Annotated in this window: 18 protein-coding genes; 11 read left to right on the forward strand and 7 right to left on the reverse strand. The window is 66.4% G+C overall.

The genetic code is table 11. The features are described 5' to 3' along the window. Nucleotides 1–37 precede the first annotated feature (37 nt). Nucleotides 38–1,417, reverse strand: coding sequence for an MFS transporter (locus tag AC1DIP_RS05720; RefSeq protein ID WP_477733171.1), 1,380 nt, complete (start codon nucleotides 1,415–1,417; stop codon nucleotides 38–40). A gap of 141 nt (nucleotides 1,418–1,558) precedes the next feature. Here AC1DIP_RS05720 and AC1DIP_RS05725 point away from each other — a divergent pair, with 141 nt between their 5' ends. Continuing rightward, nucleotides 1,559–2,413 carry a LysR substrate-binding domain-containing protein gene (locus AC1DIP_RS05725; RefSeq protein WP_476207749.1) on the forward strand — a complete coding sequence of 285 codons (855 nt, stop codon included), beginning with the start codon at nucleotides 1,559–1,561 and terminating at the stop codon, nucleotides 2,411–2,413. Between the two features lie 168 nt (nucleotides 2,414–2,581). Next, nucleotides 2,582–2,896: a hypothetical protein gene (locus AC1DIP_RS05730; protein ID WP_477733172.1), complete on the forward strand. Its 315-nt coding sequence runs from the start codon at nucleotides 2,582–2,584 to the stop codon at nucleotides 2,894–2,896. Between the two features lie 76 nt (nucleotides 2,897–2,972). On the opposite strand, the gene AC1DIP_RS05735 is transcribed toward AC1DIP_RS05730, so the two are convergent. Next, complete coding sequence (locus AC1DIP_RS05735) at nucleotides 2,973–6,479, reverse strand: bifunctional proline dehydrogenase/L-glutamate gamma-semialdehyde dehydrogenase (protein ID WP_477733173.1); 3,507 nt, start codon at nucleotides 6,477–6,479, stop codon at nucleotides 2,973–2,975. A 357-nt stretch (nucleotides 6,480–6,836) separates the two neighbouring features. Continuing rightward, on the reverse strand, nucleotides 6,837–8,300 hold the full coding sequence (locus AC1DIP_RS05740) for an amino acid permease (RefSeq protein WP_477733174.1): 1,464 nt from the start codon (nucleotides 8,298–8,300) through the stop codon (nucleotides 6,837–6,839). A 155-nt stretch (nucleotides 8,301–8,455) separates the two neighbouring features. On the opposite strand from AC1DIP_RS05740, the gene AC1DIP_RS05745 reads away from it, so the two are divergent. From AC1DIP_RS05745 to AC1DIP_RS05765, 5 genes are all read left to right on the forward strand, one after another. Continuing rightward, nucleotides 8,456–9,370, forward strand: coding sequence for a LysR substrate-binding domain-containing protein (locus tag AC1DIP_RS05745; protein ID WP_476207755.1), 915 nt, complete (start codon nucleotides 8,456–8,458; stop codon nucleotides 9,368–9,370). Between the two features lie 92 nt (nucleotides 9,371–9,462). After that, complete coding sequence (panD, locus tag AC1DIP_RS05750) at nucleotides 9,463–9,888, forward strand: aspartate 1-decarboxylase (protein WP_440166843.1); 426 nt, start codon at nucleotides 9,463–9,465, stop codon at nucleotides 9,886–9,888. 51 nt (nucleotides 9,889–9,939) lie between these two features. Beyond that, nucleotides 9,940–10,866, forward strand: coding sequence for an AEC family transporter (locus tag AC1DIP_RS05755; RefSeq protein ID WP_477733175.1), 927 nt, complete (start codon nucleotides 9,940–9,942; stop codon nucleotides 10,864–10,866). Nucleotides 10,867–10,904: 38 nt separating this feature from the next. Then, nucleotides 10,905–12,035: an FAD-dependent oxidoreductase gene (locus tag AC1DIP_RS05760; RefSeq protein ID WP_477733176.1), complete on the forward strand. Its 1,131-nt coding sequence runs from the start codon at nucleotides 10,905–10,907 to the stop codon at nucleotides 12,033–12,035. A 26-nt stretch (nucleotides 12,036–12,061) separates the two neighbouring features. After that, the gene (locus AC1DIP_RS05765) at nucleotides 12,062–13,162 is read left to right on the forward strand and encodes a D-TA family PLP-dependent enzyme (RefSeq protein WP_477733177.1); all 1,101 of its coding nucleotides are present in this window, start codon (nucleotides 12,062–12,064) and stop codon (nucleotides 13,160–13,162) included. Nucleotides 13,163–13,229: 67 nt separating this feature from the next. On the opposite strand, the gene AC1DIP_RS05770 is transcribed toward AC1DIP_RS05765, so the two are convergent. Then, the gene (locus tag AC1DIP_RS05770; protein WP_476207763.1) at nucleotides 13,230–14,702 is read right to left on the reverse strand and encodes an MFS transporter; all 1,473 of its coding nucleotides are present in this window, start codon (nucleotides 14,700–14,702) and stop codon (nucleotides 13,230–13,232) included. Nucleotide 14,703: 1 nt separating this feature from the next. Continuing rightward, nucleotides 14,704–15,693, reverse strand: a complete 990-nt coding sequence (locus AC1DIP_RS05775; protein WP_477733178.1) for an LLM class flavin-dependent oxidoreductase — start codon at nucleotides 15,691–15,693, stop codon at nucleotides 14,704–14,706. Nucleotides 15,694–15,832: 139 nt separating this feature from the next. Between AC1DIP_RS05775 and AC1DIP_RS05780 the strand changes: the two genes are divergently transcribed. Then, nucleotides 15,833–16,705 carry an aldo/keto reductase gene (locus AC1DIP_RS05780; protein ID WP_477733179.1) on the forward strand — a complete coding sequence of 291 codons (873 nt, stop codon included), beginning with the start codon at nucleotides 15,833–15,835 and terminating at the stop codon, nucleotides 16,703–16,705. A 46-nt stretch (nucleotides 16,706–16,751) separates the two neighbouring features. Further along, nucleotides 16,752–17,450, forward strand: coding sequence for a type 1 glutamine amidotransferase domain-containing protein (locus tag AC1DIP_RS05785; protein ID WP_477733180.1), 699 nt, complete (start codon nucleotides 16,752–16,754; stop codon nucleotides 17,448–17,450). Nucleotides 17,451–17,541: 91 nt separating this feature from the next. Here AC1DIP_RS05785 and AC1DIP_RS05790 read toward each other — a convergent pair whose 3' ends face one another. Then, on the reverse strand, nucleotides 17,542–19,587 hold the full coding sequence (locus AC1DIP_RS05790) for a PxKF domain-containing protein (RefSeq protein ID WP_477733181.1): 2,046 nt from the start codon (nucleotides 19,585–19,587) through the stop codon (nucleotides 17,542–17,544). Between the two features lie 317 nt (nucleotides 19,588–19,904). Here AC1DIP_RS05790 and AC1DIP_RS05795 point away from each other — a divergent pair, with 317 nt between their 5' ends. After that, nucleotides 19,905–20,882 (forward strand): ABC transporter substrate-binding protein, encoded by a 978-nt coding sequence (locus tag AC1DIP_RS05795; protein WP_477733182.1) that lies wholly within the window; start codon nucleotides 19,905–19,907, stop codon nucleotides 20,880–20,882. Nucleotides 20,883–20,953: 71 nt separating this feature from the next. On the opposite strand, the gene AC1DIP_RS05800 is transcribed toward AC1DIP_RS05795, so the two are convergent. Continuing rightward, nucleotides 20,954–21,652, reverse strand: a complete 699-nt coding sequence (locus tag AC1DIP_RS05800) for a maleylpyruvate isomerase family mycothiol-dependent enzyme (RefSeq protein ID WP_477733183.1) — start codon at nucleotides 21,650–21,652, stop codon at nucleotides 20,954–20,956. A 331-nt stretch (nucleotides 21,653–21,983) separates the two neighbouring features. On the opposite strand from AC1DIP_RS05800, the gene AC1DIP_RS05805 reads away from it, so the two are divergent. Further along, nucleotides 21,984–23,357: an MFS transporter gene (locus tag AC1DIP_RS05805; RefSeq protein WP_477733184.1), complete on the forward strand. Its 1,374-nt coding sequence runs from the start codon at nucleotides 21,984–21,986 to the stop codon at nucleotides 23,355–23,357. Nucleotides 23,358–23,393: the final 36 nt, after the last annotated feature.

Here is a 23,393-nt window from a genome sequence, read left to right on the forward strand (position 1 = left end):
GTGTCTCCCGCTCAGTGGAGCCTCCCAGGGGCGTTCCCTAAGCTCCTGCCTCCCTGCTGACGATCCTCAACGGCCAACGGTCCTTCACATGCATCCTGACAGTCAGGCCACCCTTCCGTGCCAGGATCGCGCCTACGGTCAGGGCCGCGAGAGCGGGCACGCCGCCGGATACCAGCAGGGCCACGCGCGGGTCAGCGTGTTCCGCGATCCACCCCAGCATGGGCCCGCCCAGCGCCTGCCCTCCGATCAGCACCATGATGTACAGGCTCATCACGCGGCCGCGGATCCCCATGTTGGAACTGACCTGCACCAGCTGGTTGGACCCGGTCAGGAACATCAGGCACCAGAAGCCGGACAGCACCATGACGGCGCCGAACCACACCATGGACGGGGCGAGGACTGCCAGGCAGAGCATCAGTCCGTACATGCCGGCGCAAAACACCACTGACCGCAGGCGCAACTGCCTCCGGCGGGTCGATGCCACCGCGCCGGACAGGGCGCCGAGTGCCACCAGGGCATTGAGGAGCCCGTACCCTCCGGCGCCCACCTCGAAAACGTGGTCAGCGAAGGCGGCCAGAAGCACCGGCAGGCTCATCGCAAAAACGGAGATGAAGCCGGCCATCAGCCACGGCCAGTAGATGGTGGGCTTGCTGAGGGCATAGCGCAGGCCCTCCCGGAGCATTCCCTTGCTCTTGGGGGTGGGCGCGTTGACGTACAACTTGTCCTTGCGCAGGAGCAGGAGCATCACCACCGTTGAGCAGCAGGCCACGGCGTTTGCCGCGAAAGCCCAGCCGGCCCCCACCGCGGTCAGCAGCAGGCCGGCGATGGCTGGACCGATCAGGCCGCCGAGCTGGAACGTGGTGGAGTTGACGCTGATGGCGTTCCGCAGATACCGGGGACCAACCAGCTCGTTGACGAACACCTGGCGTGCCGGCTGGTCCAGGACCGTCACCAGGCCCAGGACCAGGGCGATGGCGTAGACGTGCCAGACCATGATGACGCCGGTCAGGGCCAGCGTGGCCAACGACGCGGCCAGGACGGCGGCCACGCTCTGGCACAGGATGAGGATCCTCCGCTTGGCGAACCGGTCCGCGATCATGCCGCCCCACGGACCCAGCAGCAGGGACGGCAGAAACTGCAGTGCCACGGTCACCCCTACTGCCGTCACTGACCCGGACAGCTGCAGGACCAGCCAGTCCTGGGCGATCCGCTGCATCCAGATGGCGATCACGGCGATGAAGTGGCCGGCGGCGAAGATCCGGAAGTTGGGCACCTTCAAGGAGATGAAGGTGTGCTTCCAGGGCAGCCGCTCGGCGACGACTGGCAGCGGCTGGGTTTGGTTCTCCGGCGGCGCTGCAACCGCCGCATCGATGACTGGCTGGGAAACGGATGCCGACGAAGGGGGAGGCGGTGCCACAGGAGTGTCCTCAAAATTGCGGGCGGTCTGGGATGTCCTTAACGCTAGGGCTGGCCGAGCCGATTATGGAGAGGTATGGTCCCTATAACTCGTATTGCGAAACGCAATGGATGCCCGCCCGGAAGGACAGTGGAGCCACAAATGTTCGACCCAGCACAGTTGCGGTCCTTCCTGGCCGTGGCCGACACCCTGAGCTTCACCAAGGCTGCCGACCGCCTGGGCCTGGCGCAGCCCACCATCAGCCAGCACATCCGCAAACTCGAGGCCGCCGCCAAGCGCAGCCTGGTTACCAGGGACACCCGGGACGTCCGGCTTACGGACAACGGCGACGCCATGGCCGGTTTTGCCCGCAGCATCCTGTCAGCGCATGACGCCGCGGCCCGCTATTTCTCGGGGTCGGCGATGCGCGGGCGGCTGCGGTTCGGAACGGCTGACGACCTCGCGATCACCGGACTCCCCCGGATCCTGCGCGAGTTCCGGCAGATCTATCCGCAGATCAACCTGGAATTGACGGTGGGCCAGAGCGACCAGCTGTACCGCAAGCTCAACGCCGGGCAGTTGGACCTCGTCTTCGTCAAATGGGTTGCCGGAGCCAAGGACGGCACGGTGGTCCAGCATGATTCGTTTTCCTGGGTGGGCCTGGAACAGACAGTGATGGAACCGGGCAGTCCGGTGCCCCTGATCGCCTATCCCGCGCCCAGCCTCAGCCGGAAGTTGGCCATCGATGCGTTGGAGGCCCACGGCAGGACCTGGCGGATCACCTGCACCACCCGCCAGATCAGCGGGGTCCTGGCGGCGGTCAGGGCGGGCATCGGGGTTGCGGTCATGCCTACGTCGCTGGTGCCCGAAGACCTGAAGATCATCACCCGGCGGTTCGACCTGCCCGCGGTGGGGGACGTGGACTTCACCCTGATCCGCAACCCGCTGGCCAACGCCGAGGTGATTGATGCCCTCACCCAATCGATCGTGGGACGGACCATTAACCGCCAAACTTAACTCTCCAGCGGCCCAAATTCCAGCATTTAGGGGAGTTAGGGGGGCCGTGTCCATTGATAGGGGAAGTGGCATCACCTATGCTGGTTTTCCAAGGTCAAGCAGCAGGCCGGTTCACCGAAGCAAGCGCGTATCCGCATGCCGGAAACCACCGCTTGGGACAGGCAGCCAATGACGACAGCCAGGAACATCCACCCAGGTTCTGCGCACGCACGCCCGTACTCCACCGCACGGCCGTCCACCCGCAAGAACACCCTTGGAACCGGCCACGCCTCCGTGGACTCCGGATATGTGGGGAAACCCACCTGCGACAAGTGCCGTACGGACGAGTTCGTTTACCTCGAGTCGTACATCCCGCCCACCTACCGGCGCGACGGAACAGTGTCCACCCTTGGCGAGGTGGCCTACACCTGCACCCGCTGCGAGGACTTTTCCGCCCACAGCGTCCCGGTTACCTGGACCCCACCCGGCTGGTACCTGGGCTAGCTGACATACAAAAAGGTCCGGCGGTTGGGCTTGTGAGAACAAACCCAACCGCCGGACTTTTTTGTGCCCGCAGGCGCTAGATCAAGGCATCCGAGAGGTGGTTCGGGGTGCCGAACCGGTGCGCGGTGATGCTGACGGCCTGCTCATGCAGGAAGGGCAGCAGCTCCACGCGGCCCGCCTCCGTGACGGGGTGGGCGTAGATGGCCAGGTCGGGACGGCCGCCGGTGGCTTCGGCGAGCGCGGAGGCGTCGCCGCCGATCAGGCGGATGCGTCCCCCTGACAGCTTGCCCGCTGCGGCGAGGTGTCCGGCGGAAGCCAGCCAGCCGGCGTCGGACTCCACCGTCACGTCGATGTCCTGTGCGGTGAGCACAGAGCGCAGCTGGGCGGGAAGTTCGACGGCGGTGGACACGGTGAGTGCCGAACCGGCCAGCACGCCGGCCGCCACGGTCCGGGCCAGTTGTGCCAGCGGCGCACCTTCGGAGAGGCGGATGGTGACCGGCAGGCTGCGGTAGCGGAAGATGTTGCGCTCGGCGCCCAGCCCGGAGACGTCCTTGGCGGTGCCGAACTCGTCAGCCCAGGCTTCGGCGTCGGATGCCAGGGCGCGCTGGACGGACTCGAGTTCCGCCGGTGCAAGGGCGGGACCTGCGGCGTTGAGGATGCGGCGGACGGCCGCGTTGGCTACCGGAGCCTTGGCGGATGCCTCTGCGGGGAGCCAGTCGCCCAGGCCGGCCAGGTAGTTGGGTCCACCGGCCTTGGTGCCGGCGCCGACCGCCGACTTCTTCCAGCCGCCAAAGGGCTGGCGCTGGACGATGGCCCCGGTGATGCCGCGGTTGATGTAGAGGTTGCCGGCCTGGATGGTGTCCAGCCAGATGCCCAGCTCCTCGGAGTTGAGGGAGTGCAGGCCTGCCGTGAGGCCGTATTCGATCTGGTTCTGGATGGCGATGGCTTCTTCCAGGGTGTCGGCGGTCATCACGCCCAGGACCGGGCCGAAGAACTCGGTCAGGTGGAAGTAGGAGCCACGCTTGACGCCGTAGCGCACGCCCGGGCTCCACAGCCGGCCGGTATCGTCCAGCTTCTTCGGTTCAACGGCCCAGTTCTCACCCTCGCCCAGGGTGGTGAGGGCGTTGAGGAGCTTGCCGTTGGCGGGTTCGATGATGGGGCCCATCTGGCTGGTGGGGTCCTGCGGGTAGCCCACCTTGAGGGAGGTGACGGCGTCGATCAGCTGGTTGTGGAACCGCTTGGAGGTGGCCACGGAACCTACCAGGATCACCAGCGAGGCGGCCGAGCACTTCTGGCCGGCGTGGCCGAACGCTGAGTAGGCCACGTCCTTGGCGGCGAGGTCCAGGTCGGCGCTGGGGGTGACGATGATGGCGTTCTTGCCGCTGGTTTCGGCCAGCAGCGGCAGGTCCTTGCGGAAGGACCGGAACAGCTCGGCGGTTTCGTAGCCGCCGGTGAGGATGACGCGGTCCACGGCCGGGTGGCTGATGAGCTGGGTGCCGAGTTCCCGCTCCCCCAGCTGCACCATGGTCAGGACACCCTTGGGCACGCCGGCCTCCCACAGCGCCTCGACCATGACGGCGCCGCTGCGGGCGGCCTGCTTGGCGGGCTTGATGACGACGGCGGAGCCGGCGGCGAGTGCCGCGAGGGTGGACCCTGCCGGGATGGCGACCGGGAAGTTCCAGGGCGGGGTGACAACGGTGAGCTTGGCTGGGACGAATGTGGCGCCGTCGACCATGTCCAGCTTGCGCGCCGATTCGGCGTAGTAGTGGGCGAAGTCCACGGCCTCGCTGACCTCGGGGTCGCCCTGGTCGATGGTCTTGCCGGTCTCGCTGGCCATGACTTCGAGCAGGTCGGCGCGGCGGGCTTCCAGGATCTCCCCGGCGCGGTGCAGGATGTCTGCGCGCTCGTTGCCGGACAGCCCGCCCCAGGCCTTGCCCTTCTCCACGGCGTTGGCAATGGCCGAGTTGAGGGTGTCCTCGTCATTGATGAAGGCAGCCTTCACCGAGGCGTCGCCCAGCGTGGAGGACGGGACGCGTTCAAGGATGGCCCGGCCCCAGGTGCGGTTGGCCGGCAGTGCGGGATCGGTGTCCGGGGTGTTCCGGAACCCGGTGTGCGGCATGGCCTCCGGGGGAAGGTTCCGGTCCTGCCGCCGGTTGGGCAGGGGAACGGTGTTGTCCAGTGCCTCCAGCGAGGAGAGGAAACGCTGCTTCTCGCGCTCGAACAGCCCTTCGTTTTCGCTGAGCTCGAAGACTGCCGACATGAAGTTTTCCTGGCTGGCGCCTTCTTCCAGGCGGCGGATCAGGTAGGCGATGGCGACGTCGAACTCGGACGGGTGCACCACCGGCGTGTAGAGCAGCAGGGAGCCGACGTCCTTCTTGACGGCCTCGGCCTGGCCCTGCGCCATCCCCAGCAGCATCTCGAATTCGATGCCGGATTCAACGCCGCGCTGCTTGGCCAGGAGCCACGCGAAGGCAATGTCGAACAGGTTGTGGCCGGCCACGCCGATCCGGATGTTCCTGATCCGCTCGGGGTGCAGCGCGTAGTTGATGACGCTCTTGTAGCTGGTGTCCGAGTCCTGCTTTGAACCCCAGGTGGCCAGCGGCCAGTCGTGCAGCGAGGCTTCAACCTGCTCCATGGGCAGGTTGGCCCCCTTGACCACGCGGACCTTGATGCCGGCGCCGCCGTTGGCGCGGCGCTCTGCGGCCCAGTCCTGCAGCCGGATCATGGCGGACAGCGCATCCGGGAGGTAGGCCTGGAGCACGATGCCGGCCTCGAGGTCCTGGAACTCAGGCTTGTCCAGGATCCGGGTGAAGACCGCGATGGTCATGTCCAGGTCCTTGTACTCCTCCATGTCCAGGTTGATGAACTTGTTCTTCTGTCCGCTGCCGGAGTAGGAGGCGGCGCGCCGGAAGAGCGGGGTGAGCTTTTCGACGACGTGTTCCACGGCTTCGTCGAAGGCCCAGGCGGAGTGCGGGGCCACAGTGGAGGAGACCTTGATGGAGACGTAGTCGACGTCGGGCCGCGCCAGCAGCGTGTGCGTTCCCTCGAGGCGGCGGGAGGCTTCGTGCTCGCCGAGGACTGCCTCGCCCAGGAGGTTGACGTTGAGCTTGATGCCGTCCTTCTTGATCTTGGCGATAGCGGGGCCCAGCTTGGCGTCGGTGGCGTCCACGATCAGGTGGCCCACCATTTCGCGGAGGACCCTGCGGGCGATGGGGATGACCACCTTTGGCATTGCCTGGGCCATGGTGCCGCCAAGCGCCACGGCGCTGCGCATGTACCAAGGCAGGAAGGCGGGAACCTTGGGCGCGAGCTTGGCGAGGTTGCGGGCGGCGACGTTGAGGTCCTCGGGGCGGACCACGCCGTCCACGAAGCCCACGGTGAAGTCCAGGCCGTTCGGGTCCTTCAGGACGCCGGCCAGCTGCTGGGCGGAGGGGTCCACCGGAACCTTGGCGGCCTCGGTGAGCCAGCGCCGGACCAGGGCCACCGCTTCATTGGCGAGGGTCTTGGCCTGGTGGACGTCGACGTCGACAGTCTGCGGGGTGGCCGCCTTTGCGACTGCCTGTTCCATTGCAACGTGGGTCATTGTTTTCCCGATCTTTCTGGTGTTCTGGGAGGTCTTTCCACCAGTATGAGCTTCAACTCACATAAGATAAAGCGATCTTTTCCAACCAATACAGGTTAGGAAACCCAATGTTTTATCCACCTCTCAACGCCCCATCACCTCCCGCCACCACCCCGCCAACGCCCCATCACCTCCCGCCCCCAAACCGCCAACGCCCCATCACATCCCGCCCCCAAACCGCCAACGCCCCATCACCTCCCGCCGAAAGCAACGAACCCTCCCCCACGGAATGTGGGAGAGGGTTCGGCTGGACGCCGCATTATCTGATGGGGCGTTGGGGAAAAACGGGCAGAAGGTGATGGCGCGTCCGGGGAGAGGTCAGGAAAGCGGGCGGTGCAGCTCTGCGAGTTCCTCATGGCGGGGGCTGTTGGGGTTCATCAGCGAGTGCTTGCGGCCGTAGCCGAAGTAGATGACCAAGCCGATGATCAGCCAGACCACGAACCGCAGCCAGGTTTCCCAGTGCAGCTGCAGCATCAGGAAGGCGGAGGCCAGGACGCCGAAGGCCGGGATCGCGGGCATCAGGGGGAGGCGGAACGTACGGGGAGCATCAGGCCGCTTGTAACGGAAGATGATCACGGACAGGCAGACGACGACGAACGCGGCCAGGATGCCGATGTTGGTAAGGTCCGCGACTGCCTTGATGGGGAAGACGCCGGCCAGGAAGGCGGAGGCGACGCCGGCGATCCAGGTGACGCGCTGCGGGGTGCCGTGGCGGTCGGTCTTGGCGAACCAGCCGGGGAGCAGGCCGTCACGGCTCATGGAGAACCAGACCCGGGTGACGCCGAGCAGGAAGGTGAGCATCACTGTAAGGATGGACAGGACCGCGAACACCGAAATGATGGTGGCGATGACGGGCAGGCCCACAGACGTGAAGGCGGAGGCGAACCCGGCCTTGGGGTCGATGTCCTTGTAGTTCTGCATGCCGGTGAGGACCAGGGTGGCGGCAACATAGAGGAGCATGGCGATGATGAGCGAGAGCACGATGGCCTTAGGCATGTGCTTCTTGCCATCCTTGGCTTCCTCGGCCGCGGTACTCATGGCGTCGTAGCCGAACACGGCGAAGAACACCGTGGCGGAGCCGGCCACAACGGGCCCGAAGCCGCTGGGCATGAACGGGTTGTAGTTGTTGGTGTCGATGTAGAAGACGCCCAGCCCGATGATGAACAGGATCAGGACCACCTTGATGGCCACAGCGACGAGTTCGAACCTGCCGAAGGCCTTGGTGCCGCGGGACAGGATCCAGGTCACCAGGAGGCAGACCAGGATGGCGGGAATGTTGACGATGCCGCCCTTGCCTTCATCCCATGTGGACGTCATCCAGGTGGGCATGTGGATGCCGATGCCGGCCAGGAAGGCGTCCAGGTAGCCGGAGATGCCGATGGCCACCACGGCCACGATGGCGATGTATTCCAGCAGCAGGTCCCAGCCGATAAACCAGCCGATCACCTCGCCCAGGGCAACGTAGCCGTAGGTGTAGGCAGAACCTGCGCGCGGGATCATGCCGGCGAACTCCGCGTAGGAGAGGGCGGCGGCCGCGGAGGCGAGGCCTGCAATCAGGAACGAAATCAGCACCGCCGGCCCCACGCCAGGGTTGCCTTCGCTGCCGGCGGCCACCAGTCCCGCAAGGGAGAAGATGCCGACGCCGATAATCCCGCCAACGCCAATGGCGGTGAGCTGCCACAGCCCGAGGGACTTGAAAAGTCCGCTGTGCTTGCTCTCTTCTTCGATGTCATCGATGGGCTTGCGCCGCATGATCGATTGGCTCAAATCTTTGCTGCTCATCAGGAACTCCTGGTTGGGGTGCGACCCCGCCGCGGCACGCCAAGAAACCTGGCTGTGACGGGGGTAACTCGGTTTCAACAGTATGCGTGTGCAATTCCGTTAGATAAAGTGGCTACTTCTAACCTATATTCGTTAGTTTCAGTTAGGAATCCACCATGCTCGACGTACGCCGGCTGCGGCTGCTCCGGGAATTGAGCATCCGCGGGACGCTCGCAGAGGTGGCCGAGGCACTGCAGTACAGCCCGTCGTCGGTATCGCAGCAACTGGCCCTGCTGGAGAAGGAAGTGGGCGTGGAACTGCTCCGGAAGACGGGGCGGCGGGTGCAGCTGACACCACAGGCCGAGGTGCTGGTGGCCCACACCGCCCAGCTGCTGGAAACCATGGAACAGGCGGAAGCGGACCTGGCCGCGTCGCTGACCACGGTGACGGGGACGGTGCGGATTGCGGTGTTCCAGTCCGCCGCCCTGGCACTGATGCCGGACACCCTGACGCGGATGGCTGCGACATACCCCGAGGTCCGGATCGAGATGATCCAGCGGGAGCCCGAGACGGCGCTGCATGAAACGTGGGCGCGCGACTTCGACCTGGTGATCGCCGAGCAGTACCCGGGACACGCCGCCCCGCGCTACCCGGAACTGGACAAGGTGAAGCTGACCACCGACGCCATCCGGCTGGCCGTTCCCCCGGCATCCGGCGGCGGCCCTGCCATTCGTTCCCTGGAGGACACGGCAGAGCTGGCCTGGGTCATGGAACCCCGCGGCGCCGCATCGCGCCACTGGGCAGAACAGGCCTGCCGCAGCGCAGGATTCGAGCCGGACGTCCGCTTTGAAACCGCCGACCTGCAGGCCCAGGCCCGCCTGATCGAGTCCGGCAACGCCGTTGCCCTGATGCCGGACCTGGTGTGGACCGGCCGCGGCACCACGGCCCAACTGATCGAGCTTCCGGGCAAGCCGCACCGCACCATCTTCACGTCGGTGCGCCGCTCCAGCACCCAGCGCCCGGCCATCCTGGCAGCGAGGGAGACCCTGGCTGCGGCTGCCGCGGCGGTGGCAACGGACGACGCCGGGTGACCGGCCGCCGTCGTCCGCGCGCAGCCGTGTCCGGCCCGTATGTTTCGTGCGTCACTGCGGGTAAAGGGCCGCAGGTCTAGACTGGAGCCGTTATGAATCGAACAATGTTCAAGTCCAAAATCCACCGGGCCACCGTCACGCACGCCGACCTGCACTACGTCGGCTCGGTCACCGTTGACCTCGACCTGCTCGAGGCCGCCGACATCCTGCCCGGCGAGCTGGTGTCCATCGTGGACGTCACCAACGGCGCGCGGCTTGAAACCTACACCATCGCCGGCGAGCGCGGTTCCGGCGTCATCGGCATCAACGGTGCAGCGGCGCACCTGATGCACGAGAACGACATCGTCATCCTGATCACCTACGCCGAAATGACCACCGAAGAGGCCAGGGCCTATGAGCCCAAGGTGGTCCACGTCGACCAGGACAACCGGATCATCCAGCTGGGCAATGACCCCGCCGAAGGCCTCACCCCCGGCATGATGCGCCCCCCTTTCGCGCTTAACAACGCCACCCTGTAACCGGAGCGTGCGTCCCGGTCCCTGCCTCCGCCGCGCCCGAACGGCTGATCCTTGCTAGGGGTGCTCGCGGGATTCTTCGTCGTGTGGTGCATCATCCTGGTGGGATGGTTCGTGGGCCGGCAGCGGATCCTGGGTGATAACGCCCGACCCGTCCTGAGCGGCTTGACGTTCTTCGTCGCCAGCCCGGCACTCCTCTTTGAAACCCTGGGCAAGGCCCGCCTGCAGGAGGTTTTCGCCGAACCGCTGCTGGTCACCGCGGTGGCAGCCATTGCCACGGCCGGGATCTACCTGGTCCTGGCCAGGTTCTGGCTGAAGCGGGACCTTCCGGAATCGCTGATGTCCGCCATGTCCGCGTCCCTGGCCAACTCGGCGAACCTTGGTATTCCCATCGCGGTATATGTCCTGGGTGATGCGAGCTATGTGGCGCCGCTGCTGATTTTCCAGCTGGCCTTCTTCACGCCCGCGTTCCTGATGATCCTGGACTCGAGCACCAGCACGCACCGGACCACCGTCCTGGGCTTCTTCCTGATGATCCTGCGCAACCCCATGATCGTCGGCTCCGGACTGGGGCTGCTGGTGGCAGGCACCGGGTTCCAGGTACCGGCGCTGGTCATGGAGCCGATCCACCTGATCGGCGGGGCCGCTATTCCGGCCATGCTGATGGCGTTCGGGATGAGCCTGAACGGCACCCGCCCGCTGCAGGCCTCCGCCGGGCGGCGCGTGGACACCCTGCTGGCCAGCGGCTTCAAGCTCGCCGTCCAGCCGGCCCTGGCTTATGCCTTTGCCCGCTTCGCGCTCGGGATGGAGGGGCACGCCCTGTTCGCGGTGGTGGTGACGTCCTCGCTGCCCACCGCGCAGAATGTGTTTGTGGCCGCCAGCCGGTACCAGACCGGCCTCACCGTCGCCAAGGACACCGTGCTGATCACCACCGTGGTGGCGGTGCCGGCAATGATCGGCGTGGCCCTGCTGCTGGCCTGAGCGCCGGCAAACAGATTTACCTGCAGCTTGGAGGGCTGATGAATACTGTGCTGGATACCGTTGTGATCGGCGGCGGGGCCATGGGTTCGGCGGCCGCATGGGCCCTGTCCCGCCGCGGCCGGCAGGTGACGCTGGTGGAACAGTTCGGCCCCGGGCACAAGATCGGCGCGTCCCACGGCGCCACCCGGAACCTCAACCCGGGCTACCAGCAGCCGGACTACGTGGCGATGCTGGCAGAGGGGCTGGCCCTATGGGACGAGCTGGAGCAGGACAGCGGCGTGCAGCTGCTGGCACGCACCGGCGTGGTAACCCATGGTCCGGGCGGCGACCTCCCCAGGGTTGCCGAGGCCCTCACCGAGGCCGGCATCAGCGCCGAATTCCTGGACCCTGCCGAGGCGGCCGAACGCTGGCGCGGCATCCGGTTCGACCAGCAGGTCCTGCATATGCCCGACGGCGGCCAGCTCAACCCGGAGGCGGCGCTGCCCGCCTTCCAGCGGCTGGCCTCAGCCCGCGGCGCCGAGATCAGGCACCACACCAAGGTGGTGGACTTCGAGGTGTTCGACGACGGCGTGCGGCTGGTGCTTGAATCGGCGGCGGGCTCGGAGGTGGTCACCGCAGCCCAGGCCGTGGTCACGGCCGGCGGCTGGACGGAGAAGCTGCTGGCCCGCGTTGCGGGCACGGGCGGCGCGTTGCGGCTTCCGAAGCTCACGGTGACGCAGGAGCAGCCGGCGCATTTCCGGGTGGCGGACCCCGGCGCGGTGTGGCCCGGCTTCAACCACTACCCGGGCCCGGATTACCAGGGCTGGTACTCCCCCGTGTACGGGATGCTGACCCCCGGCGAAGGCATTAAGGCCGGCTGGCACGGGGTAGGCCCGGTAGTGGACCCGGACCAGTGGGACTTTTTGCCGGAACCGAAACAGCTCGCCGCCCTGCAGGATTATGCACGGCAGTGGCTGCCCGGTGTGGACCCCGATTCGTTCGAGGCCATCAGCTGCACGTACACCACCACCCCGGACGAGGACTTTGTCCTGGACCGCATCGGGCCCGTGGTGATCGGTGCGGGCTTCTCCGGCCACGGCTTCAAGTTCACCCCGGTGGTGGGGCGGATCCTGGCCGACCTTGCCACCGGGACCCGGCCCGCGCCGTCGATCTTCCGGGCGTCCCGCTAGCGGCCCAACCTAGAGAAAGAGAACCAGTGATGACAATCCCAGAAGAAGTCGACACTCCAGAGATCCTGGTGGACCGGGATGTGCTCCAGCGGAACATCGACCGCATGGCCGCTGCCGTCCATGCGAAAGGCTTGAGCCTCCGGCCACACGTGAAAACCCACAAGGTGCCCGAAATCGCGCAACTGCAGCTGGCAGCGGGTGCTGTCGGCATCACTGTAGCGACCCTCGGGGAGGCTGAAGTCTTTGCAGGACAGGGAGCGACCGACATCTTTATCGCTTACCCCGTCTGGGTCGGTCCCCGCCAAGCCGAACGCCTGCGCCGGCTTGATGCCACCACAAAGATCTCAGTGGGACTGGATTCACGGGAGGCCGCCCAAGCCATGGGAGCGTCCTTGGGTGACGCGGCCGGCGATTTTGACGTGCTGCTGGAAATCGACAGTGGCCATCACCGAAGCGGAATCGCCCCAGGTGCGGTGGTTGACGTGGCCCACGCCGCGGCACGCGCCGGCCTGAGGGTCATAGGCGTCTTCACCTTCCCGGGCCACAGCTACGCCCCCGGGATGCCCCTGAAAGCAGCCGAAGAAGAACGGTTGGCCCTCACGCAGGCCTCGAACCTGCTCACGCAAGCAGGCTTTGAAATGCTGCATCGCAGCGGCGGTTCAACTCCCACCGCCACTCTCACCGGTGATTCCGCAGCCACCGAGGTCCGGCCGGGAGTCTATGTCTTCAATGACGCCCAGCAATTGGAACTGGAACGATGCGCCGCTGAAGACATCGCGCTGACCGTCGCCGCAACAGTGGTAAGCCGGCATGAGGGCGACGACGTCATACCGCGAAGGATCGTCCTGGACTCCGGCAGCAAAATCCTGGGCGGCGACCGGCCTGCGTGGGCCACCGGCTTTGGACGGCTGCTCGACTATCCCGAAGCACGCATCACTGCGCTCTCGGAACATCACGCGACCGTGGTCTGGCCAGCAGCTGCAGAGCTCCCGCCTCTCGGAGAGCGGTTACGGGTCATACCGAACCACGTCTGCGTGGCCGTGAATCTCGTTGACGACATCACCGTCGTCAGCGGCGGCAAGGTCGTGGACCGCTGGCGCGTAGCCGCTCGCGGAAAAAACAAATAGCACTAAGGCAGAAAACACACATTCGCCCTCAGGTCTTGTCTGTAGGAACATCTCCGCGGGCGGCAGCTTAGCTGGAACTGCCTTCCGCCTGGGTGGGCACCGGCTCCGCATCGGGATTGCCGCTGTCTTCGGCCTTCACGGCGGGCATGGACAGCACCGCTGCCACCGTGAGCAGGCCGGCCACGAGCGCGGCCAGGAACACGGCACCGGACGCGCTGATGACCGTGGCGGGATCGGCGTCGCCACCGCTGCTGCCGCCGTAGATGGAGTTGGCCACGGCACCAAACACGGCCACGCCCAAGGCGCTGCCGATGGAGCGGGCAAACATGTTGGTGCTGGTCACCACGCCGCGCTCGTGCCAGGGAACGCTGGACTGGGCGGAGATCAAGGTGGGGGTGGCCAGCAGGCCCAGGCCAAGCCCGACGACGAAGCAACTGACCGCGATCAGCGCCACGTTGGGCGTTGAGGCCGTCAGCGACAGGATCAGCAGCCCCGCCACGGCGATGGCGATACCGATCAGGGCGGTGGACTTGAACCCGATCCGCAGGTAGAACTTCCCGGCCTGCGAGGCACTGAGCGGCCAGCCAAGGGTCAGTGCGGCGAGCGCCAGGCCGGCCACCAGCGGCGAGGAGGACAGGGCGCCTTCAAGGAAGGTGGGCACGTAGGAGGTCAGTCCGATCATCATGGCGCCCACGCCGAAGGACACCAGCGCCGTGGTGGCCAGCAGGCGCCGGGAAACCACCCACGCCGGGAGGATGGGCTCCGCCGCCCGCCGCTCCACCAGCAGGAAGGCCACCAGCAGCACCGCCCCGACAACGAAGACGCCGATACCGATGGGCGAATTCCAGGCCCACGCCTGGCCGCCCTGGAGCGCTCCGAGGATGAGCAGGCCCAGCGATCCGGCCAGGAGGACAGCGCCGGCGTAGTCCACTTTGTGGGTGGCCCGTTCGACGTTTTCGTGCAGGGTGCGGATCAGCATCCAGCCGGCCAGCAGGCAGAGCGGCACGTTCACCAGGAAGATGCCGCGCCAGATGCCGAGGGCAGAAAAAACGCCGCCCAGGCTGGGGCCCACCACGGAGGAGATGGCCCAGACGCTGGCCAGGTAGCCCTGGACCTTGGCGCGCTCCTGCAGGGTGTAGATGTCGCCGGCGATGGTGACGGCGACCGGCAGTACCGCACCGGCACCGAGCCCCTGCAGGGCCCGGAAGGCGATCAGCGAGGGCATGCTCCACGCGACCCCGCAGAGCACCGAGCCCAGCAGGAACAGGCCAATCCCGATCAGGATAATGGGCTTGCGCCCTGCCATGTCGGAGAGCTTGCCGTAGATGGGCACGGACACCGCCTGCGCCAGCAGGTAGGCCGAGAAGAGCCAGGGGAAGGATGCGAAGCCGCCCACGTCCCGGACGATCGAGGGGACTGCCGTGGCCACGATGGTGGAATCGATGGCCACGAGGCCCGTGGACAGCATCAGGGCGATGAGGATGGGCCCGCGCTCGGACCGGAACCCTACGCCGTCTTTTGCGGTGGCTGTGTTCGCCATGTCAGACCCGGACCAGCCCGGCGGCTTCCGCCAGCAGTTCGACGGACCGCAGCCGGTCCCGGGTGCCGGGGCTTTGGTGCGCCACGATGAGTTCGTCGGCGTCGGCGTGTTTGCCGAAGCCCTCCAGGTAATCGATGACGGCGTCCGGCGTCCCCACGGCGGAGTACGTCATCATTTGTGCCATGTGCTGTCCCTGCGGCGAGTCCAGGATCATGTCCGCTTCGTCGTCGGTGAACTCGCGGCCGCCGCCGAAGAACAGGGAGACGCGCGCCCGCTTGGTGGCCTGGAACATGGCCTGCGCTTCGGAGGCGGAGTCGGCGGCGATCACGTTGACGCCGGCGATCACGTGCGGGGCGTCAAGCTGGTCGGACGGCTTGAACTCGCGCCGGTAGATGGCCACCGCGTCCTGCAGCGCGGCCGGGGCAAAGTGCGAGGCGAAGGCGTAGGGCAGGCCAAGCTGAGCGGCCAGGCGGGCGCCGAACAGGGACGAGCCCAGGATGTACAGGGGGACGTTGGTCCCCTTGCCCGGGGTGGCCTCGACGCCCTGGATGCGGGTGGGGCCGGTCAGGTAGCCCTGCAGCTCAAGGACGTCCTGCGGGAAGCTGTCCGCGGACATCGGGTCGCGGCGCAGCGCCCGCATGGTGTTCTGGTCACTGCCGGGCGCCCGGCCCAGCCCCAGGTCGATCCGGCCCGGATGCAGGGTTTCCAGGGTGCCGAACTGTTCTGCGATGGTCAGCGGCGAGTGGTTGGGCAGCATGATGCCGCCGGCGCCCAGCCGGATGCTTTCGGTGTGCGCGGCCACGTGCGCGATCAGCACGCTGGTGGCGGAGGAGGCGATGGAGGACATGTTGTGGTGCTCGGCGTACCAGACGCGCCGGTAGCCCAGCTTTTCGGCGCTCTGCGCCATGGCCACGCTGCCCGCGAAGCTCTCCGCCGCCGTCTGGCCTTTGCCGATGGTTGCCAGGTCAAGGATGGAAAGGGGAAGAGTCACGTCAGTTGCGGCCTTTCAGGAACGTTTCGTAAGAATCGCCGGCCGGATCGCGGCGGGCACTTGAGGCATAACGACGGCGGGGCCCGGGTTATTTCGTCTTTCCCGGAATACTCAGCACACTGATGATGTTGCCGCCCCTATGAGCCATGATTCAACGAACCAGCTGGAATTGTCCGCAACCATCGAGCTCAAGGACCTGGGTACCGTGCACCGGCTTGGCTTTGGCGCCATGCGCATCGTGGGTGACGGTGTCTGGGGCGAGCCCGCAGACCGCCGGGCGGCCGTGGCGGTGGTGCGCCGCGCCGTCGAACTCGGCGTCGACTTCATCGATACCGCCGATTCCTACGGACCGAACATCAGCGAGGAAATCATCGCCGAAGCCCTGCACCCGTACAAGGAGGGGCTGAAGATCGCCACCAAGGTGGGCTTCACCAGGACCGGGCCCAACAAATGGGTGCCTGTGGGCCGGCCCGAATACCTGCGCCAGCAGACCGAGCTGAGCCTGCGCAAGCTGAAGGTGGACACCCTGGACCTGCTGCAGCTGCACCGGATCGATCCCAAAGTGGACGCCGAGGAGCAGTTCGGCGTGCTGCGCGAGCTCCAGGACGAAGGCAAGGTCCGGGCCCTGGGCCTGTCGCAGGTCAGCGTAGAGCAGCTGGAAGCGGCCGGGAAGCACTTCACCGTGTCCACGGTCCAGAACCGTTACAACCTGACCGACCGCAGCTCCGAGGACGTACTCCGCTACTCCGAGGAGAACGGCATCGGCTTCATCCCCTGGGCTCCGATTTCCGCGGGCGAACTCGCCCAGCCGGGCGGCCCGCTGGATGAGGCGGCCAAGCGCCTGGGCGCCACCACCTCCCAGGTGGCCCTGGCCTGGCTGCTGCGCCGCTCGCCCGTGATGATGCCGATCCCCGGCACGGGCTCGGTGAAGCACCTCGAAGAGAACCTGGCCGCCGCGGGCATCACGCTCGACGACGCCACGTACGCTGAGCTGGAAGCAGCAGGAAAGTAGCAAGCGGCTTCCAGCCACTCACGTCAGCTAAGACAGGAGAAACACCATGGCAAACATTTTGATGGTCGTATCGGCCGCAGATTCCCTCACCATGAAGGACGGCAGCGAACACCCCACCGGCTACTGGGCGGAGGAACTGGTGGTGTCCCACCAGACCCTGACCGACGCCGGCAACACGGTCCACATCGCCACCCCCGGCGGCAGGAAACCCACCGTGGACCAGGTAAGCCTGGCTCCCGAGTCGGCCGGCGGCGAGGAACGCGCCCAAGGCTTCCGGGACTACATCGCGAAGATCGACGGCGAGCTGGCGCACCCACTGGTCCTTGCCAACGTCGACATTGCCGGCTACGACGCCGTGGTGATGCCCGGCGGGCACGGTCCCATGGCGGACCTGTACAAGGACGCCGACCTGGGCCGGCTGCTGGTCGCAGCGAACAAGGCCGGCAAGATCATTGCACCGTTCTGCCACGGTCCCGCGGGGCTGCTGAGCGCAACGGACGACGACGGCGGGTTCACTTTCAAGGGCAGGCGCCTGACGGTGTTCACCAACGAGGAAGAGCTTGGCGGCGGCACCGGCGAGAACACGCCGTGGCTGGTGGAGGACGCGCTCAAGGAGAAGGGTGCCGTGGTCGAGAACGGCGCGACCTGGTCCTCCAACGTGGTGCGGGACGGCAACCTCATCACCGGGCAGAACCCGCAGTCAAGCGAGGACGTGGCAAAGGAAGTCCTCGCGGCACTGGCGTAAGCAACCGGTCGTGACGCACTAAAAGAGGGGACCAGCCCGTTGGACTGGTCCCCTCTTTTCGGCGCACGCCGTTGGGCGCCGGCTTCCCGTGCTACTTCAGCTTGAAGTTGGCACTGATGGAGGTCCCATCATTCGCCGTCATGGTCAGCCTGTAGCAGGTTCCGGCCGCTGTGGGCGTCTTCCAGTTGTAGACGAACTGGCCGGCGGTAGCGTCGTACCGGAGCGAGGTGTTGCCCGTTGCGGTGGTTTCGATCGCATCCGTCGGAGACGTCAGCGAGCAGGTGATCTGCTGCATGGTGAACTTGGCCAGTGCCGGATCCGTCAGTTCCGTGTCACCCGCGAAGATTTCGAACTTGGCGGGAACGGTGCTGCCGGACTTGACGGTGTTCAGCACACCGCCCATGTCGACTGGCTGGTAAAAGCCCTTCAGCGTCCAGGCCTTGACCGTGTAGGACTGGGTCACCGTGGTGCTGTTGCCGGCAAGGTCCGTGGCTGTGGCCGTCAGGGTGTGCGGGCCGACTCCTGTGCCGTATCCGGCGACCACACAGCTACCCGAGACGCCCGACAATCCATCAGTGGCCGTACAAGTCGGAGCAGCAGCGGTGGAACCGAAGTAGCTGTCCGCGATGATCGAGTCGAAGGTAACGGTGGGGGCCGTCTTGTCGATCTTGAAGGCCTGGGAGGTTGTCCCCGCCGGCGTGGTGTTGCCGGCGTTGTCCCTGAATTCCGGGCTCAGGACCTCAACCGCGCCACCCTCCCCGGATGAGGTTGCCGACTGGGTTGCCGTGGCCGGGCCGGATACGGCATCGGTGGCGGTGAAGGACGCGGTGACGTCCGTGTTGTACCAACCGTTGGCGTTCGGCTTCGTCGTGGCACCGGCGTTGCTTACCGCCGGAGCCGTCTTATCGATCTTGAAGGCCTGCGAGGCCGTGCCCGCCGCGGTGGTGTTGCCGGCGAGGTCGGTGAACGCCGGGCTATCCACCTTGACGTTGGCGGCCTCGGCTGACGTAGTGACCGTCTGGGTTGCGGCGAGCAGCCCGGAGGTGGCGTCGGTGCCGGTGAAGGAGGCCACGACGTCGGAGATGTACCAGCCGTTACTCCCCTCAGTTCCCGTCCCGCCGCTTGCCGCGACCGTGGGGGCCGTGGCGTCCTTCCCCAGGTTCACGGTTACTGGAACTGCGGTGCCACCGGAACTTGTGGCGGAGCAGCTGTAGTCAGTGGCCACCTGGTCAGCGGTGATGGCCTGGTCCTCGCAGCCAGTCAGCTTGAGGGTGCTGGGCGAATCGGCTTCGGTGACGATCCAGTGCAGGACCACGGGGCTCTTGTACCACTCGTTCAAACCGTCCGGGTTGGCGGGCGAGAGCGTGTAGGAGATCTTGGGCGCGGAGGCGTCGGTGATGCTGTAGGTGATGGAGCTTGACGCGGTCAGGCCGCCCTTGTCGGTGTAGCGGCAGGATGCCGTCTGTGAACCGATGCCGGTGGCGGCGTCAGGTCCCGTGAGGGCACTGACGTCAGCGGGAAAGGAGCTTGGGCCGTCTTCGGTGTCGGTGACATTACAGGTTGCTGCCGGGACATCGCCCTTCGTGTACAAGGCGCCAGCGGTGACGCCGGTGATATTGAGCCTGGGTGCCGTGTTGGACGGCGCTGGCGCTGCCACGTTGACGGTGAATGTGGCCGGTGCAAGGTTGAAAGTACCATCGGTGTTGTTGCTGACTTGCCTGGCGCTTACCGTGGCCGAACCAGCACCCACAGGGGTTACGGTCAGGGTCCGCTGGGCGCCACAGGAGTCGAAGGTGACCCTGGAGGGTGAAACCGTGGCGACGGCCGGATTGCTGGACACCAGGTCAAGGGTCAGCGTTGTTGACCCGGTCAGGTTGCAGCCGTTTTTGACATCGTCGTTGGTGGGGTCTACCGCCAGAATGGTGCTGCCGCTGGCACCGCCCTCGTTGAGTGGCATGACCTCTGCCACCGAGTCAATGCTGGCGTCGAGGTTGTTGAAGATGTCGTCCGCGAACGCCACCCCGCCGCCCGTAAGCAGCAGGCTTCCCGCAGCGAGTGCCGCTGCTGTCCTGGTGCTGGTTCGCCTGAGCAGGCCTGTTCCCCCAGCAGTAGTTTTCCCGCCTGGCGAGTGATTCATGTGTTGCCTCCCTCATTTGCCTGCGGCCCACCCGGGCCGCAACGTACTTCACCGTATGAGTCGCCATGGGCGGAGGGCACGCGTAATCACCACTTGTCTTTTTTGCCCCAGTACTCGCTTTCTGCTGGATGAGTGACGGGCGGGTGTCCGGCGGAGATATGGCCGATGAATATGACCGCCGCGGTCCTCCGGTGAACTGTCGTTACTCCCTGTATCCCCCGGTTTCACGTCCTTTGGTTCCGCCTCCGGAGCTGCCGGATAGTGGCTGCAACGCGCACACCCCGTTGCATCTTCCACCCCCGTTCCAAGGAGGAACCATGGCCATCACCACCAGGCCGGCCGCCGTCGTGGCCCTTACCGTTTCAGCACTGCTGGGACTGGCTGCCTGCTCCGATCCCGGCGCTTCGGCGGCGCCGGCACTGTCGGCGTCCGCCACGAACTCCGCCGGCAAGACCTTCAATCTGTCCCCGGAGCAGGACCGCTTCAAGGTCTCCGCGGACCCCGCCGCTGCCGCGTTGGTCCCGGAAGCGATCAAGGCCGACGGCAAGCTCACCGTGGTGACCACCGGCGGGGCGGCTCCGCTCAGCCTCTTCGCCACCGACAACAAGACCCTGATCGGCAGCGAGGTGGACATTGCCTACGCCGTGGGCGAGTCGCTGGGCCTGCAGGTCGAGGTCCTGCCCGTGGCGTGGGCAGACTGGCCGCTGGGCATCGAATCGTCCAAATACGAGGCGGTGCTTTCCAACGTCACCGTCACCGAGGCGCGCAAGGAAAAGTTCGACTTCGCCACCTACCGCAACGACCTCCTCGGCTTCTACGCCAAGAGTGATTCGGGCATCGGGAAGATCAAGGAAGCCAAGGACGTGGCCGGCAAGAGGATCATCGTGGGCTCCGGCACCAACCAGGAAGCCATCTTGGTGCGCTGGGACGAGGAGAACCGGAAGACCGGCCTGGCGCCGGTCCAGTTCCAGTATTACGACGACGACTCGGCCTCGAGCCTGGCCCTTCAGTCAGGCCGGGCGGACCTGACGTTTGGGCCCAACGCAGCCGCCGCGTACAAGGCGGCGCAGGACGGCAAGACGAAGCAGGTGGGCACGCTGGAGGGCGGCTGGCCGCTGAAGGCCGAGATCGCGTTTACCACCAAGAAGGGCAACGGGCTGGCGGTGGCGGCGCAGGCTGCGCTGAACCACCTGATTGACGACGGCACCTACGCCAAAATCCTGGACCGCTGGGGCCTCTCCTCCGAGGCCATCCAGAAGTCCGAACTGAACCCGGCGGGCCTGCCCAGGACGTAGGGCACCCGCCGACGAAGGAATCCCCGCCTGGTGCACATTCGTGTGTGCCCGGCGGGGATTTTTCTTTGGCTCTACCAGGCCGGCAGGGCGGGCACCGGGCCTGCCGCCTCAACATCATCTGCGTCGCCGCGTGCCAGCCATTTCAGGAGGCCCTCCCGGTCGGACTCAATCCGCAGGGCACCGTCACCGATGACCCATTCATCGCGTTCCTCGGTCACCAGCGTCATCCCCGGCGCCCCCTTGGCACGCATGGCACGGACCACGGCCTCGATGGCGTTCAACAGCGAATCGGGGTCGGCCTCATCGATGGTCCAGGCGGTGTCCAGGTCGTGGTGGTGCACCACCACCTCGGCAATCCGCAGCGCCACGATGGACGTGGCCGGCAGTTCCCGGCCACCCACCTTTACTTCCGGAGCCGCAAGTTCACCGGTCAACCGCTGGGCTTCACCGGCGAAAGCGGCGGCCGAGGCCCGCACTTCAGCCACGAGTTCCTTCCGCGGCAGGGCAGCCAGGGCGGCAATGGGCTGCGATCGCGCTTCAGGGGACGCGTACAGCTGGCGTTCCTCCCCGGACGTGGCCCAGTCGATCAGCCCAACCAGGGCACGTCCGCTGGATGCGACGTGCGCGATGACATGCGCGCGGGTCCACCCTTCACACAGCGAAGGGGCAGCCAGTTCTTCATCGGACAAGGAGGAGACCGTGGCAAGGAACATGTCCGTCTCCCGGCCCAGGCGGGACAGGTCTGAGTGCAGCCGTGCTGGATTGATCATTCCGCCAGCCTAACCGGGGCGCCATGCCCCCGGCCATGGTTACGGCCTGCCTGGTTCATACCCGCCGCGTATGGACTATGGCTGGTCGTCCGGGCACCGCCGGCGGGCCGATGCCGCCGGGCGCATTGGGCCTGCTCCCGCTGGATCCATCACAAATACAGTCCCTTTGATATGCGGAAACGGCACAATGCACCCCCGGCGGGAAACCGGGTATTCCCCTCATATGCCGTGCGTCACATTGCCTGTCAGGCTGGGTTGCCGAGGGCCCCGGTACGGATCCATCCGAATACCGCAACGCCTCCACACCCGCTCCCCTGAAAGGACCTGCGCCATGACGTTGCCGCACCTCCCATCCACGATCTCCGGAAACCCGGGAAAGGAGACCCGGACAGCCAACTGGGTGGCCTTCGTCATCTGCGCCGCCCTTCTGTTTGATGGCTACGACCTGGTGGTCTATGGCACCGTCCTTCCGGGACTGCTCGCGGACGCGGACCAAATCGGTCATTTCGATGCGGCCACTGCCGGGCTCCTGGGATCCTGGGCCCTCATTGGCGTGCTGGTGGGGTCGCTGGCATGCGGCGCCGTCGGTGACTTCTTCGGCCGCCGCCGGTTGATGCTCGCGGGCATCGCCTGGTTCTCCCTGGGCATGTTCGCCACCGCCCTGGCCACGGACGTCACCGCCTTCGGCGCCCTCCGGTTTGCCACCGGGCTGGGCCTGGGCGTCGTCATCGCCAGCGCCGGCGCCACGATGGCCGAGTTCGCACCCGCGGGACGGCGGCAGTTCTACAACGCGATCGTCTACTCCGGGGTCCCCGCGGGCGGTGTGCTGGCCTCCATCCTGGGCATCGCCTTCCTGGACAGCATCGGCTGGCGCGGCCTCTTCATCATTGGATCCCTGCCCCTCCTGGTCATCCTGCCCATTGCCTGGCGGAAGCTTCCGGAATCCCCGCGGTGGCTGCTGGCCCGGGGCCGGGAAGAGGAAGCCCTGGCCGCTGCCTGGCGCACCGGAGTGCCGCTCGCCGAAGAGCAGGTGATCCGGGAGGCCGGCGCCGCACCACGGAAGTCCGGATTCGCCGCCGTCTTCTCCCGCCAGTTTGCCGCAGCATCCATCCTGCTGGGCCTGATGTCCTTCTGCGGCCTCCTCCTGACCTACGGGCTCAACACCTGGCTTCCCAAGATCATGGAGGGCTACGGCTACGGCCGCACCTACGCCCTGTTCTTCCCGCTGGCCCTGAACCTCGGCGCCGTGGTGGGCGGACTGGTGGCCTCCCGGATGGCCGACCGGAACGGACCCCAGCGGGTCATCGCTGCAACGTTCGCCCTCGCCACCATCTCCCTTGGACTCATGACCTTCAGCTTCCCGCTGCCACTGCTCTTCACCTTCATCGCCACCGCGGGGGTGGGAACCCTGGGCACCCAGGTCCTGGTCCACGGTTTCCAGTCCAACTACTTCACCACCAATGCCCGGGCAGCCGGCGTCGCCTGGTGTGCCAGCGTCGGCCGGCTGGGCGGGGTCCTGGGCCCGATCATCGGCGGCTGGCTGGCCGCGGCGGGGATCGGCGGGGCAACAGCCTTCTACATCTACGGCGCGGTGGCCCTGCTCGGTGGCGCCGTCACCATCCTGGTACCGCGCCAGCACGGGCTGGAGGAAGCACTGCCCGCGGTTGAAGAGCCGCAAGATTACGTCGAAAAAGTATCTAAGTAAGGCTTTTTATGGTTATTCTATGAATCAATGAGGCCG

Source organism: Pseudarthrobacter sp. 05T312 (genome assembly GCF_056396685.1).

Coding starts and splice junctions, on each gene's coding strand:
- AC1DIP_RS05725 (WP_476207749.1), top strand. CDS start 1,559: ATGTTCGACCCAGCACAGTTGCGGTCCTTCCTGGCCGTGGCCGACACC.
- AC1DIP_RS05730 (WP_477733172.1), top strand. CDS start 2,582: ATGACGACAGCCAGGAACATCCACCCAGGTTCTGCGCACGCACGCCCG.
- AC1DIP_RS05735 (WP_477733173.1), bottom strand. CDS start 6,479: ATGACCCACGTTGCAATGGAACAGGCAGTCGCAAAGGCGGCCACCCCG.
- AC1DIP_RS05740 (WP_477733174.1), bottom strand. CDS start 8,300: ATGAGCAGCAAAGATTTGAGCCAATCGATCATGCGGCGCAAGCCCATC.
- AC1DIP_RS05745 (WP_476207755.1), top strand. CDS start 8,456: ATGCTCGACGTACGCCGGCTGCGGCTGCTCCGGGAATTGAGCATCCGC.
- panD (WP_440166843.1), top strand. CDS start 9,463: ATGAATCGAACAATGTTCAAGTCCAAAATCCACCGGGCCACCGTCACG.
- AC1DIP_RS05760 (WP_477733176.1), top strand. CDS start 10,905: ATGAATACTGTGCTGGATACCGTTGTGATCGGCGGCGGGGCCATGGGT.
- AC1DIP_RS05770 (WP_476207763.1), bottom strand. CDS start 14,702: ATGGCGAACACAGCCACCGCAAAAGACGGCGTAGGGTTCCGGTCCGAG.
- AC1DIP_RS05780 (WP_477733179.1), top strand. CDS start 15,833: ATGAGCCATGATTCAACGAACCAGCTGGAATTGTCCGCAACCATCGAG.
- AC1DIP_RS05785 (WP_477733180.1), top strand. CDS start 16,752: ATGGCAAACATTTTGATGGTCGTATCGGCCGCAGATTCCCTCACCATG.
- AC1DIP_RS05790 (WP_477733181.1), bottom strand. CDS start 19,587: ATGAATCACTCGCCAGGCGGGAAAACTACTGCTGGGGGAACAGGCCTG.
- AC1DIP_RS05795 (WP_477733182.1), top strand. CDS start 19,905: ATGGCCATCACCACCAGGCCGGCCGCCGTCGTGGCCCTTACCGTTTCA.
- AC1DIP_RS05800 (WP_477733183.1), bottom strand. CDS start 21,652: ATGATCAATCCAGCACGGCTGCACTCAGACCTGTCCCGCCTGGGCCGG.
- AC1DIP_RS05805 (WP_477733184.1), top strand. CDS start 21,984: ATGACGTTGCCGCACCTCCCATCCACGATCTCCGGAAACCCGGGAAAG.